Genomic DNA, 12,274 nt, shown 5'->3' on the forward strand with positions numbered 1-12,274 from the left:
TGGCTGGCGCGGTCGGTTCAATCAGACTGAACGCTGAATTAATTTTCACTCACTGTTGCGATTTGAAATAACGCGCGTTATGTCAGTAGCCATGTCTGGTATTTTCACATGACGTGTGAGGCGGAATGAAGTCTCACGGTGTACCTGCAGCATGCAGGCCTGTGTGAAATATTTTGCAGGTGTTCGGCCTGTATTTCATTTTCCATAAAATAATCAACCAAGAGGAATCATGAAACCCAAGCTACGGGTCGAGAATGTTTACAAGATATTTGGAGACTATCCAGAACAAGCGCTCGAAGGTCTGAAACAGGACAAGTCCAAGATCGAGATTTTCGAGGAAACGGGGCAGACGGTCGGTGTACAGGACGTCAGTTTCGATGTCCGCGAAGGCGAGATTTTCGTGGTGATGGGCCTGTCCGGCTCCGGGAAATCGACACTCGTCAGAACATTGAACGGCCTGATCCCGCCCACCTATGGCAAAATCCTGATCGACGAAGACGACGTGGCGAGCTGCTCGGCCGAGCGCCTGCGCAGGGTGCGGCGTGAGAAGATCACCATGGTGTTTCAGCATTTCGCGCTGTTCCCGCACAAGACCGTCGCGGAAAACGCAGCCTATGGTCTGAAAATCAAGGGAGAAGGGGCCGCGTCGCGGCGCCAGAAGGCGCTGGCCGCGCTCGAGCAGGTCGGCCTTGCAGCCTACGCGGACAGCTATCCGGACGAACTGTCGGGCGGCATGCAGCAGCGCGTCGGGCTTGCACGCGGGCTCGCCACCAATCCCGAGATTCTGCTGATGGACGAGCCGTTCGGTGCGCTTGATCCGCTGATCCGCCGCGAAATGCAGGAAGAGCTCCTTCACCTGCAGAAAAAGCTCAAGAAGACCATCATTTTCATCACCCACGATCTCAATGAGGCGCTGCTTCTTGGTGACAAGATCGCCATCATGAAGGACGGACGCTTCGTTCAGGTCGGCACCGCGCAGGAGATCGTCGACAATCCCGCCGATGACTATGTTGCCGCCTTCGTTGGCGACATCGATCGGGGGCGCGTGTTCGACGCTGCTCATGTCGCCGAGCGTCCGATTACCGTGGAACTCGGGGAGAAGGGGGCTGCGGAAAAGGCGCTCGACCTGATGGAGGAGCACAACCGCAACGCGCTCTATGTGGTCGAAGAGGACCGGATCGCCGGTCTCGTGACGTATCAGGAACTGGCGGTTGCCGCCCGCGAGGAAGGCCGCACCGACCTTTCGGAAGTGCTGGTTACGGAGGTTCCGACCGTTTCGCGCGAGACGCCGCTCAACGAGCTCTATGGTGCAGCGAGTGCCGGCTACCCCATTGCCGTGGCCGACAAACGTGGCCGTCTCGCCGGGGTAATCGAGCCGCAGGCGGTGTTTTCCCAGCTCTCGGGCGAGGAAAACGACGATACGGCAGCATCTGTGGATGAAGCCGAAGCCAGCTCCGCACAGAAAGGAGAACGCCAATGATCAGCCCCGCCGATCTCGTTCAGATTCCGCTCGACGACTGGGTAAACAGTTTCGTCCGCGACTTTCTGGTGCCGAATTTCCGACCGTTCTTCCGGGCGATGCAGACGCCGGTGACGGCGGTTCTAGCTGGCTCGACGCCTTCTTCCACTGGCTGCCCATGCTGGTTTTCACGGCGGGCCTCACGCTCATCGCCTGGCGCACCGCTGGACGCGGCGTCGCCATCTTCACGCTTGTTGCGCTCGCATTTATCGACATGATCGGCCTGTGGCCGGAAACCATGACCACCCTGTCGATGATCATCACCTCGGTTCTCTTCTGCGCCATTATCGGCATTCCGCTCGGCATCTGGAGCGCGCGCAGTGATCGTGTGCTGTTCGTCGTGCGACCGATTCTCGACATCATGCAGACGATCCCGTCCTTCGTTTATCTGGTGCCGATCGTGATGCTGTTCGGCGTCGGCATGGTGCCGGGCATCATCGCCACGATCATTTTTGCCCTGCCGCCGATCATCCGTCTCACCAATCTGGGCATCCGCAATGTACGGGGTGATCTGATCGAAGCGGCGGAAGCCTTCGGCTCCACGCGCTGGCAGATGCTGTGGGAGGTGCAGTTTCCGCTGGCCCTGCGCACCATCATGGCCGGCCTGAACCAGACCCTGATGCTGGCCCTGTCCATGGTGGTCATTGCTGCACTCATCGGTGCCGGCGGGCTTGGCCTCACGGTCTATACGGGCCTTGGGCGCCTGAATGTGGGCGCGGCCACCGCCGGCGGCATCGGCATCGTGCTTCTGGCGATCATTCTCGATCGCATCACGCAATCGCTCGGCGAGAAAAAAGCCGTGCAGTCGCCTTCGCTCTGGCAGACGCTGCGCTCGATGTTTGCGCTCGGCAAGCCGGGTGACGAAGAAAAAGCGGGCAAGGCCGCATAGGGCACCGTCCGTCTCGCGGGACGCGACTGCGCGTTCCGCTTTCACGGCAGCGGCCAGGTCCTGACCCCGAACGCTGCCACAGTTCATGAACACGAATTTAAGGAGACTGCTTATTATGACTGGTCTTAAGAAAACCATTCCCGCAATCGCAGCGCTCGCGCTGCTCGGCTCCGTCGCAATGCCGGCGATGGCGCAGGACGGCCCCGGCGCCGGCAAGACCATCAAGATGGCTCAGGCCACCTGGGACACGGGCTGGTTCCACGCCGAAATCTACAAGCAGATGTTTGAAGAGCTTGGCTACACGGTCGAAGGCCCGACCACGCTCGACAACCCGCCCTTCTACCAGGCGGTCGGCTATGGCGATGTTGACCTTTGGGTGAACGGCTGGTTCCCGATCCACGACACCTATCGCCCGGCTTTCGAGGCATCCGCCGAGATCATCGGTGCTGTCGCGGCCGGCGGCGCGCTGCAGGGCTACCTCGTCGACAAGGCGTCGGCTGAGAAGTTCGAGATCAAGACGCTTGACGATTTCAAGCGCGACGAAGTCAAGGAAGCGTTTGACCGTGACGGCGACGGCAAGGCCGATCTCGTTGCCTGCCCGCCCGGCTGGGGCTGTGAAGTGGCGATTGAGGATCATCTGACCGAGTATGACCTCAAGGATCACATCAACGAGATCAAGGCGAGCTATTCGGCTTCGATGGCTGATGCCGTTGCTGCCTATGAGAGCGGTGAGCCGATCCTCTTCTACACCTGGACGCCCAACTGGACCGTCAATGAGCTGAAGCTTGGCGAAGACGTGGTCTGGATCCAGGTTCCCGAAGAGGCAACGGATGAGAACGCCGCTGCCGGCATTGATGCCTGCGTTGCCGATCCATGCGTCATGGGCTTCGAGGCCAACGACATCGTTCCGGTCGCCAACTCCAAATTCCTGGAGGAGAACCCCGCCGTCGCAACGCTGCTCAAATCGGCATCGATCCCGCTTGAAGACATCTTTGCCCAGAATTCGGCGATGAATGACGGCGCCGACAAACCCGAAGACATCAAGAAGCAGGCTTCGGACTGGATTTCCGGAAACCGCGATGCGGTCGACGGCTGGCTGGATGCAGCCCGCAAGGCGTCTGAATAACCCGTTTCATACGGGGCCTCATTTTCCCGGGGCCTTCTGAAACAACTGAACCGCGCGCTCTGACCGGCGCGCGGTTTTTTACGTTCGCAGTTCCAAAGCGCGGGTCGCCGTCCTCACTGAAGCCGGGGCGGGGACGTGTAGATCGGCACATTCAGATTGGGTGTGTTGGGCGTGATCAGGCGCGGAATGTCCCGCTGGCCGCGCATCCATTCCTGATGCTGGTCCTCCTGCATGTCGCGGCTGCGTTCCAGGTCGCGCTGCATGCGTGCCTGCCGCGACCGCTCCGCGTCATGCGCCCACACTTCATCTGCGGAGGCCGGGGCGGCAGCCAGCGCCGCCGTAAGGGCGGTCGCGACCATCAGGATGGTCATGTGTCTGACAGGCAGTCTCATGATACTCATTTAATGTACGCCGGCTTGTTTCGACAGGTTGTCTCAAAAATTTTCTAGTTCAGGAGCAGGATTGCGCCATTGAGCAGACCGGCGAAAAGTACCCAGGCCGCATAGGGCAGGAACACGAGCGCCGAAAGGCGGTCCACGCGCCAGCTTGCGATGATGAAGGCGATGACCGTGGCCAGTAGCAGCAGAATGATCACAAGCGCAGGGCCGATCATGTGCAGCGAAAAGAAGACTGGCGACCAGGCGAAGTTGAGCACCAGCTGCAGCCACCACAGGCGCATCGCCAGCTCGCGGCGCCCTCTGAGCCAGACACGCGCACCCGCCACGGCGATCAGCACATAAAGCACCGACCAGGTGGGTGCGAAAACCCAGTCTGGCGGATTGAACGCAGGCTTGTTCAACCCCGCATACCAGATGCCGGGAGCCGTCACATATCCTATGACGAGGCCGCCACCGACAACGAGAATAAGGAAAAACGGGAGAACGCGCAGAAGGGGCATGGGAACGTCCAGAAGTGTTGGGAACGGGGCGAGATCGGGGAACCTGTTTGGCTTAATCACATTAACGTTTCAGGCTCGTTTGCGTTCCATCCAGACGGGCCGCGCCGCGGACAGGTCAGGCGCATAATCAAAATCTCAAGCGGAAAGCACGTCACCCCGGTTGCCGTGTCGCACACGCATCTGTATTGCCGGAAGAAGGCTGCGCCCGTTCGCAGAGCTTTAGATCCCAGCCAGGGAGGTCCATTTGAGCGAACCGGAAGGACTGAACGAGAACGCCAACGCCGAAGGCGCGGAAACCATGGGCATCTATGACGCAGACGGTGTGGTTGCAGCGCCGTTCCTCGCTCATATCGGCGCAGCCATAGCCGACCGCGACACAATCACGCTCCGCCAGGAAGTCGGCGCGCTTCACCAGTCCGAGGTCGGTGACCTGCTCGAAGCGCTTTTGCCCGACCAGCGCCTCGCGCTCGTCGTGCTGATGGGCGATGATTTCGACTACACCGCGCTGACCGAGGTGGACGAGGCGATCCGTCTCGAAATCCTCGAAAACCTGCCCAATCAGCAGGTCGCACGCGCCGTCGAACAGCTCGATTCGGACGATGCCGTCTACATTCTGGAGGACCTCGACCAGGAGGACCAGGACGAGATTCTGGCCGAGCTTCCCTTCACCGAGCGCGTGCGCCTGCGCCGTTCGCTCGGCTACCCGGAAGAGACGGCCGGTCGGCGCATGCAGACCGAGTTCGTCGCGGTCCCGCCGTTCTGGACCGTCGGCCAGACCATCGACTATATGCGCGAAGAGCAGAACCTGCCCGAAAGTTTCTCGCAGATTTTCGTCATAGACCCCACCTTCCGCCTCGTGGGCGCCGTCGATCTCGACCGCATCCTGCGCACCAAGCGCGGGGTGAAGATCGAGGATGTGATGCGCGAGACGCGCCACGCCATCCCGGCCACGATGGACCAGGAGGAAGCCGCGCAGATCTTTGAAAAATACGACCTTCTGTCGGCCGCCGTTGTTGACGAAAACGAACGCCTCGTCGGCGTGCTCACCATCGACGATGTGGTCGACGTCATCCAGCAGGAAGCGGAGGAAGACCTTCTGCGCCTCGGCGGCGTCGGTGACGAGGAACTCTCCGACCGTGTCTGGACGGCGGCACGCTCGCGCGTCCCCTGGCTCATGGTCAACCTGATCACCGCGTTCCTCGCCGCTTCCGTCATTGGCCTGTTCGACGATACGATTGAAAAGGTCGTGGCGCTCGCCATCCTGATGCCCATCGTTGCCGGCATGGGCGGCAATGCCGGATCGCAGACCATGACGGTCACGGTGCGCGCACTCGCCACCCGCGACATCGACATCTACAATGCCGGCCGCATCATTCGCCGTGAAATGGGTGTCGGCCTCCTGAACGGCGTCGTGTTCGCCACGCTGATCGGCGTGGTCGCGGCCACATGGTTTCAGGACTACAATCTCGGCGGCATCATCGCTGCGGCAATGATCATCAACATGTTCGTCGCGGCCCTTGGCGGCATTCTCATCCCGCTCCTGCTCGACCGGGTCGGCGCCGACCCGGCAGTGGCATCAGCCGTATTCGTGACTGCCGTTACCGACGTGGTCGGCTTCCTCGCCTTCCTCGGCCTCGCCACCTGGTGGTTTGGGATCTAGAGCATTTTGCAGTCAGGTGGAATCACCTGACGTCCGCATAAATGCGGAAAGACAGACAGATAGAGTGGATCAGCGTTTCCGTGAAACGGTGAACCGCTCTAGGGGAATATCCAGAAAAGTGAAAGCGCTCCAGATCAGGCAGGCACCGGCATTGCCGACCGCCGCTCGCGGTAAAGTATGAAGAAGGCAATGGCCATATTGCCGAGGTTCCAGGCAATCCCGTTGAGGAAAGCGGCCTGATAGGAGCCTGTCAGGTCATAGATCCAGCCCGACATCCAGCCGCCGAGCGCCATGCCGATAATGGTCGCCATGATGACCACACCCATGCGCTGACCGGCCTCGCGTGCGGGCAGATATTCGCGCACGATGATCGCATAGCTCGGCACGATGCCGCCCTGCGACAGGCCGAAGATGAACGACACCATGTAGAGCGAGGCGAGCCCGTTGAAGGGTATGTAAAGGAACAGCGACAGGCATTGCAGCACCGAACCGATCAGCAGTGTCGGCACGCCGCCGATGCGGTCGGCGAGCAGTCCCGAAACCAGCCGGCTGGCAATGCCCGCGCCCAGCATCAGCGACAGCATCTCCGCGCCGCGTGCGATGTCGAAACCCAGGTCGATGCAATAGGCGACGATGTGCACCTGCGGCATCGACATGGCGACGCAGCAGCCCAGCCCGGCGAGCACCAGAAGCCCCTGCAGCACGCGCGGCGAGAGGTCGATCGGCTTTCGTCCGCCCGGGCGTCGCAAATGGGCGGCTGCGATATCGTCGGCCTGGTTCACATCGGGCCTTGCCCGCATCAGAAGCGCCAGCGGCACGATGCTGACGATGCAGAAAATGCCGATGCCGAGAAACGTGACCCGCCAGCTCGTGTGTTCCAGTGCAAACTTGATGACGGTCGGCCAGAGGACACCGGAAAGATAATTGCCGCAGGCGACCGCCGCCACGGCGATGCCCCGGCGCTTCTCGAACCAGTGGGAAATGTCCGCCAGAAGCGGGCCGAAACAGGCCGAGCCGCCGAGTCCGATCAGCCCCTGAAGGATAACGAACTGCCAGAGCGCGGTCGTGAAGCTTGAGGCGATGAAGCCAGCGCCAAGGGCTGCACCCGCGATTGCCACGGGCAGCGCCACGCCGATCCGGTCTGCAAATCGCCCGATAAGTACATTACCAAGCGCAAAGCCGATCATGGAGCTCGTATAGGGCAGGGACGCCGCGGCACGGTCGACACCGAACTCAGCCTGAATGGGCGGAAGCACAACGACGAAGGCCCACAGCCCCACCGTGCCGAATGTGCCCAGCAGCAGCGCGATCGTCATGCGGAACCAGGCATAGGAACCGTCGATCACCGTTTCGCTGGCGTTATGGGCAGGGCGAAGTTGCAAGCCGGTCGGTCCTTGTTCGAAAGCGTTCGCCCGCGCGGACGAACCTGCGCGAACTGGTCTTCTTTCATAGCCGAGAGGGAAAGAACGCCGTAGGGCCACGCCCGCTCCGGTGCCTGTCCATGGGAATGGGCTGCTGTCAGCCCGAGTGCCTGGCATGGAGGCGGGCCCGGCTGTGCGTGGTCCGGGCGGGCCTTTATGCAGCGGTCCCGTTCGCGATTGCCCGTTTAAAGCCTGTTTCCGGCTGCGCGCCCATCCACTGGCGGATGTCCCCCGCAATGTCTCCCGACATAGTGCCCGAGAAATTGACTTTTACGTAAGAACCGTGCGACTTTGATCCTCCTCGTTGAACAAATGCTCTCGATTGAAGGCTTAGCGGGGTGGACGTCGGCAGGCTGCGCGCCTGCTGCATGGTCCAGTAAAAGAATAACGCGGCACTCACCACAGGGGCATCGTCCGGGATGGGCGACAGGGGGCCGTCATCAAAGGGCAGGGCGCGATGCGCGATTACTACTCCATCACCGAGCTGACGCGTGAGTTCGGCATTTCCACCCGGACATTGCGCTTCTATGAGGATGAAGGGTTGATCAAGCCGGTTCGACGTGGGCGGACACGTCTCTACCGTCCGTCCGACCGCCATCTCGTCCGGCAGATTCTGCGTGGACGCAGCATCGGTTTTTCGATTGCCGAGATTCGCGAGATCATAGAGGTCTACAAGGCCCCGCCCGGCGAGATCGGACAGCTCAAGCTCATGCTTTCGAGGATTTCTGAAAAGCAGCAGGATTTGCGGCAGAAGCGCCGCGATCTTGAAGACACGCTTGAAGAGCTTTCACGTGCAGAAGAAGCCTGCGTGGAACGTCTGGCGGAACTGGGCGTGACCACCTGATACCGGTTAAGGGGTTCAGAACCAGCGGCGCACGCGTTTCTGATAGTCTCGATATTTTTTGCCGAAACGCAGAGCGAGATGCCGCTCCTCCGGTTCGATTGCCAGTTTCTGCGTCAGGAAACAGGCAATGACGAGAAGCACGAGGAACCATGGATTGCCCGAAACCAGGGCAATTCCTGCCAGAAGCATCGAATTTCCCAAATAGATCGGATTTCGGCTGACGGCGAAGGGGCCGGAGGTCACCAGGCATCCGCGCCACGTGTGGGCAGAATTGCCGTCCCCGCCTTGTGGAGCGTGCGCATGGCCTGCACGTCGAGGATCACAAACCCGACAATGAGCAGGCAGCCTATGGCGAAAAGGATGTCGGAAAGCGGCGGACCGAACCACGCCAGTGGATAGAAGATTCCGAGTGTTGCTGCGATGGCGATCGCCGCCAGATAGATGACGGGCGGCCATGGAAATCGTGCCGGTTGCCGTTCATGGTCGCTCATTCGAAAGGTCCCGCTGCGCAGAATCGCTCCCCGTTTCTGCACGCATAGTGCATTCGGTGGCGATTTCGCTCAAGCGGCTTTGCGTTTCGTTTCCAGGCGCCCCCGACATCACGGCCTCCAGGCGGTTCTCGGTCGTGAGCGCGTTGGTGAAGCAGGCGCAGTAGGTGGCGCAAAAGGCTGCATCGCGCGTCTCCGCGCATTGGCGCGCGCATGCCGCTGTAAAGCGGAGCTCTATAGGTTCCGTTGCCGGCGGCCAGAGCTGGGCGAGAACCCACACACAGCCGATCAGAATCGGCTGGTGCAGAAGGTAGAAGGCGAGGCTATGGCGACCGGCGAAGGTGAAGGGCAGGTGCCAGCGCGCCGGCTTCATCAATGCCAGTACGTGAAATACCCCCGTATCTCTGGCGATGCGGGCGGCCCCCATGCCGGCGAGGACGGCACCGAACCAGGGAACCAGCGGCACGTAGTCGTTTGACGGCGGGCGGAACGTGGAGAGCCCGACCCACCAGAGGGCCGGTGCGTCGAAGAACGGCGCGCTGAGAAAGTGCGGTGCGGCCACACATCCGGCGGCGAGCACCAGCATGGCCCAGGCGGGAAAACGCAGGAATGCGAGGCCGAGCAGGCTTGCAAGGGCGATATGATGCAGGATGCCGAAGAAAATAAAGCCCTGAGGGAACGCAAACCACGTGGCTACCGAAATTGCCGCCGCAGCCGCGGCGATCATGGCCAGGCGTTTTAGGAAAGCTCTCCGGCGAATCCGGTTTTCATGGGCGAGATAAAGCTGACGCCAACCAGGAACAGAAATGATGTTGCAATGCTGCGCGCAAACAGGCGCCACCCGCCCGTGACAGTGGTTCCGGCATCCATATAGCCGAAGAATTCGAGGTCCCATCCGAAATGATAGACCGCCATGGCGACAAGTGCGGCGCCACGGGCAATGTCGATGGCTTCGATGCGTGATTTGCCTGCCGCTCGATGCCGCATCCTTTGTTCGCCCCGGGTATAATCATTGTTTTATGTTGTGATTATATTAGTCGGCGTTAAAAGTGGCCGAAAGACGGAGAGGTATTCAATGCAGACGGTTGAGGCGAACGGCGCATCCATCCCGGTTCTGGGCATGGGAACCTGGACTTTGAAGGGACAGGCCTGCACCGAGCTCGTTTCGCAGGCATTGAAGGTCGGGTATCGTCACATTGATACCGCCGCTGCTTATGACAATGAGGAAGCCGTCGGCGAAGGCATTCGTGCCTCCGGCGTGAAGCGGGAAGAGGTGTTTCTGACCACCAAGGTCTGGTGGACGGACATTGGAGGCGGCGACCTCGAGCGCTCTGCGGAAGACAGTCTGGCGCGACTGGGGTTTGACCATGTCGATCTTCTCCTGATCCACTGGCCGAACCCGAATATCGATCTGGCCGAGAGCATGCGGGCGCTCAACAGTGTCCGCGCAGGCGGGCTTGCGCGCCATATCGGCGTATCGAATTTTCCGACAGCCCTTCTGGCAGAGGCCGTGCATTTTTCCGACGCTCCACTTGTGGCAAACCAGGTCGAGTATCACCCTTTCCTGAAACAGGATCGGGTACACGAGGCGTGCCGCACTGCGGGGATGGCAATGGTGTCTTATTGCCCGCTGGCGCGCGGCGGCGATCTCTTCTCGCAACCGGCAGTCGCAAACCCGGCCGCACGCTATGGCAAGACGCCGGCACAGATCGTGTTGCGCTGGCATGTACAGCAGGAAGGCGTGGTCGCCATTCCGCGCACCAGCAATCCGGGTCGTCTGGCCGAGAATGCAGACATATTCGATTTCTCCCTGAACGCTGAGGAAATGGGGGCCATCTCGGCCCTGCGGCAGCGAGGAAGCCGAATCTGCGATTACGACTTCTCGCCCGTCTGGGACCGGGGCTGAATGCCTTCGGGAGAATGCAGGTTAACCCTGCGTTAGCTGATGTAAAATAGGGTACCCAAGGTTGTCGCGGGCTCACGGCTGCGTGGTGTCGGGCATCCATGCCTTTGGGGGAAGGTGGACAGCGCATGTTGCAGATCTCAGGCGCCCCGGAAAAGGGGCCCACCGACATTGCCGGCATGATTGCAAGCTCCATGCGCCGCATGGGGGTGACTGGCCTGCCACGCAATTACGAAATCTTCTACGAGGTCTTTACCGGTACGAACCGCGATCTCGTCCGTGATTTTGAGGCGCTGAACGGCCGCCCGACCCAGGAAGCCCTGGACAGGCTGGCGCTCAAATACTTCACGCAGAACAGCCGGCAGACCATTGTCGAGAATGCGCAGGAGCAGATCGCGTCGCGCGCCCAGGAGATACTGTCGCTGCTTGGTCGTGAACGCAGTTCTCTGGAGAAGTTCGGTGTTATCCTCGATCAGACGTCCAGCGGGCTTAAGGGCCGCAGCGAGATGTCGCACGACATCATGCGCAAAATCGTGGGTATCATGGCTGCCGCGACCGAGACCACGATCGCGCAGGGGCGCCAGATAACGCAGGCCATGGAGGAAAAATCCAGTGAGCTTGAAGAGGTGCGTTCCCAGCTCAAGCGCTACAAGCGGCTTGCCGACACCGACCCCCTGACCCGGATCTGGAACCGGCGGGCGTTCGACAAGCGCATGGCCGGCATTTTCGACGAACAGCGCTCAGTCATGTTCCATGCGCTGATTCTGGCAGACATAGATGGCTTCAAGGCCATCAATGATCAATATGGCCACCCGATCGGCGACAAGATACTCCAGGGCGTGGCCCAGATCCTCAAAACCCAGTGCACGGATGACTGCTTCGTCGCGCGCACCGGCGGCGAGGAGTTCGCCATAATCGTTGAAGGCTTATCGGAGGAGGCGACCGTAAAGCTTGCCGAAACGGTGCGTCTGGCTGTCGAAAAGGCAGAGTTCATTGTTGGTTCAGGCGCCCGCAAATGCGGGCCCATTCGTATTTCGCTCGGGGTTTGCATGGCAAGCGATGCCGCCAATGCGGATGAACTCTACGCCAAGACGGATCAGGCCCTTTATGCTTCCAAGGTCGATGGCCGCAACCGCGTGACCCTGTTCTCGAGCATCCCGAAAGGCAAGTTCATGAAGAACTGGCTGCTCTACAGAAACGATTGATGCGATCGCCTCTGTAACGGATGCATTTTCCTCAACTTTGCCTATAGTTTGGCGAAAGCTGCGCCGAATTTCGCCCGATTTGTGATACACGGGGGCTTGAGGGGCGATTTGCGCGCGATTCACGTCGCAGGTATTTTAAAAGTGAGGATACGGACAATGTTGAAGAAATCCATCGCGGTTGCGCTCGTGGCAGGGTTTTCTGCCGGCTGCGTGACCAGCACGGATCCCTATACCGGTCAGCAGAAAATCTCCAACACGGCCGGCGGGGCTGCGCTCGGTGCGCTGGCTGGTGCAGGCGTTGGACTTCTTGCCGGTGGCGAT

Annotated in this window: 13 protein-coding genes and 1 pseudogene; 8 read left to right on the plus strand and 6 right to left on the minus strand. The window is 60.5% G+C overall.

Going from position 1 to position 12,274, the window contains the following annotated elements; translation table 11 throughout:
• Positions 1-229 precede the first annotated feature (229 nt).
• The 3 genes from JCM21793_RS20640 (at position 230) to proX (ending at position 3,534) form a co-directional block, all read left to right on the plus strand.
• A complete protein-coding gene (locus JCM21793_RS20640; protein ID WP_025031574.1) occupies positions 230-1,480 on the plus strand; it encodes a quaternary amine ABC transporter ATP-binding protein in 1,251 nt (416 codons plus the stop codon).
• Positions 1,437-2,408, plus strand: coding sequence for an ABC transporter permease (locus JCM21793_RS27410; RefSeq protein WP_155983500.1), 972 nt, complete (start codon positions 1,437-1,439; stop codon positions 2,406-2,408). Before JCM21793_RS20640 ends, JCM21793_RS27410 begins: the two co-directional genes overlap by 44 nt.
• 115 nt (positions 2,409-2,523) lie before the next feature.
• Entirely contained in the window at positions 2,524-3,534 is a 1,011-nt protein-coding gene (proX, locus tag JCM21793_RS20650; RefSeq protein ID WP_007007876.1) for a glycine betaine/L-proline ABC transporter substrate-binding protein ProX, read from the plus strand.
• A gap of 113 nt (positions 3,535-3,647) precedes the next feature.
• Here proX and JCM21793_RS20655 read toward each other — a convergent pair whose 3' ends face one another.
• Complete coding sequence (locus JCM21793_RS20655; RefSeq protein ID WP_155983501.1) at positions 3,648-3,926, minus strand: hypothetical protein; 279 nt, start codon at positions 3,924-3,926, stop codon at positions 3,648-3,650.
• Positions 3,927-3,979: 53 nt separating this feature from the next.
• A complete protein-coding gene (locus tag JCM21793_RS20660) occupies positions 3,980-4,432 on the minus strand; it encodes a TspO/MBR family protein (RefSeq protein WP_025031576.1) in 453 nt (150 codons plus the stop codon).
• 298 nt (positions 4,433-4,730) lie between these two features.
• Here JCM21793_RS20660 and mgtE point away from each other — a divergent pair, with 298 nt between their 5' ends.
• Positions 4,731-6,092 carry a magnesium transporter gene (gene mgtE / locus JCM21793_RS20665; RefSeq protein WP_051556252.1) on the plus strand — a complete coding sequence of 454 codons (1,362 nt, stop codon included), beginning with the start codon at positions 4,731-4,733 and terminating at the stop codon, positions 6,090-6,092.
• A 134-nt stretch (positions 6,093-6,226) separates the two neighbouring features.
• Here the strand turns inward: mgtE and JCM21793_RS20670 are convergent, their stop codons facing one another.
• Positions 6,227-7,408: an MFS transporter gene (locus JCM21793_RS20670; protein WP_244439926.1), complete on the minus strand. Its 1,182-nt coding sequence runs from the start codon at positions 7,406-7,408 to the stop codon at positions 6,227-6,229.
• Between the two features lie 562 nt (positions 7,409-7,970).
• Between JCM21793_RS20670 and JCM21793_RS20675 the strand changes: the two genes are divergently transcribed.
• Complete coding sequence (locus JCM21793_RS20675; RefSeq protein WP_007009810.1) at positions 7,971-8,357, plus strand: MerR family transcriptional regulator; 387 nt, start codon at positions 7,971-7,973, stop codon at positions 8,355-8,357.
• A gap of 15 nt (positions 8,358-8,372) precedes the next feature.
• On the opposite strand, the gene JCM21793_RS31350 is transcribed toward JCM21793_RS20675, so the two are convergent.
• The 3 genes and pseudogenes from JCM21793_RS31350 to JCM21793_RS27420 all read right to left on the minus strand — a co-directional run bounded on the left by JCM21793_RS31350 (position 8,373) and on the right by JCM21793_RS27420 (position 9,832).
• Positions 8,373-8,546 carry a methyltransferase family protein gene (locus JCM21793_RS31350; RefSeq protein ID WP_306306792.1) on the minus strand — a complete coding sequence of 58 codons (174 nt, stop codon included), beginning with the start codon at positions 8,544-8,546 and terminating at the stop codon, positions 8,373-8,375.
• Positions 8,547-8,596: 50 nt separating this feature from the next.
• Entirely contained in the window at positions 8,597-8,848 is a 252-nt protein-coding gene (locus tag JCM21793_RS31355; RefSeq protein WP_306306793.1) for a hypothetical protein, read from the minus strand.
• Positions 8,835-9,832, minus strand: a pseudogene (locus JCM21793_RS27420) (acetyltransferase domain-containing protein). Before JCM21793_RS27420 ends, JCM21793_RS31355 begins: the two are co-directional and overlap by 14 nt.
• Positions 9,833-9,920: 88 nt before the next feature.
• Between JCM21793_RS27420 and JCM21793_RS20690 the strand changes: the two are divergent.
• The 3 genes from JCM21793_RS20690 to JCM21793_RS30660 all read left to right on the plus strand — a co-directional run.
• Positions 9,921-10,751 (plus strand): aldo/keto reductase, encoded by an 831-nt coding sequence (locus JCM21793_RS20690; protein ID WP_025031578.1) that lies wholly within the window; start codon positions 9,921-9,923, stop codon positions 10,749-10,751.
• 125 nt (positions 10,752-10,876) lie between these two features.
• On the plus strand, positions 10,877-11,953 hold the full coding sequence (locus JCM21793_RS20695) for a GGDEF domain-containing protein (protein ID WP_007009807.1): 1,077 nt from the start codon (positions 10,877-10,879) through the stop codon (positions 11,951-11,953).
• A 156-nt stretch (positions 11,954-12,109) separates the two neighbouring features.
• The coding region (locus JCM21793_RS30660; RefSeq protein ID WP_036541170.1) for a YMGG-like glycine zipper-containing protein at positions 12,110-12,274 on the plus strand (165 nt) is incomplete at its 3' end.

Origin of the sequence: Nitratireductor aquibiodomus NL21 = JCM 21793 (assembly GCF_000615975.1) — a bacterium.
In the GTDB taxonomy this organism is placed as follows: Bacteria; Pseudomonadota; Alphaproteobacteria; order Rhizobiales; family Rhizobiaceae; genus Nitratireductor; species Nitratireductor aquibiodomus.

Bases quoted from the DNA above. Each gene is read 5' to 3' on its own strand.
- JCM21793_RS20640 (WP_025031574.1), top strand. From the start codon at position 230: ATGAAACCCAAGCTACGGGTCGAGAATGTTTACAAGATATTTGGAGAC.
- JCM21793_RS31355 (WP_306306793.1), bottom strand. From the start codon at position 8,848: ATGAGCGACCATGAACGGCAACCGGCACGATTTCCATGGCCGCCCGTC.
- JCM21793_RS31350 (WP_306306792.1), bottom strand. From the start codon at position 8,546: ATGCTTCTGGCAGGAATTGCCCTGGTTTCGGGCAATCCATGGTTCCTC.
- JCM21793_RS20660 (WP_025031576.1), bottom strand. From the start codon at position 4,432: ATGCCCCTTCTGCGCGTTCTCCCGTTTTTCCTTATTCTCGTTGTCGGT.
- JCM21793_RS20670 (WP_244439926.1), bottom strand. From the start codon at position 7,408: ATGACGATCGCGCTGCTGCTGGGCACATTCGGCACGGTGGGGCTGTGG.
- JCM21793_RS20695 (WP_007009807.1), top strand. From the start codon at position 10,877: ATGTTGCAGATCTCAGGCGCCCCGGAAAAGGGGCCCACCGACATTGCC.
- proX (WP_007007876.1), top strand. From the start codon at position 2,524: ATGACTGGTCTTAAGAAAACCATTCCCGCAATCGCAGCGCTCGCGCTG.
- JCM21793_RS20675 (WP_007009810.1), top strand. From the start codon at position 7,971: ATGCGCGATTACTACTCCATCACCGAGCTGACGCGTGAGTTCGGCATT.
- JCM21793_RS20690 (WP_025031578.1), top strand. From the start codon at position 9,921: ATGCAGACGGTTGAGGCGAACGGCGCATCCATCCCGGTTCTGGGCATG.
- JCM21793_RS27410 (WP_155983500.1), top strand. From the start codon at position 1,437: ATGAAGCCGAAGCCAGCTCCGCACAGAAAGGAGAACGCCAATGATCAG.
- mgtE (WP_051556252.1), top strand. From the start codon at position 4,731: ATGGGCATCTATGACGCAGACGGTGTGGTTGCAGCGCCGTTCCTCGCT.
- JCM21793_RS20655 (WP_155983501.1), bottom strand. From the start codon at position 3,926: ATGAGACTGCCTGTCAGACACATGACCATCCTGATGGTCGCGACCGCC.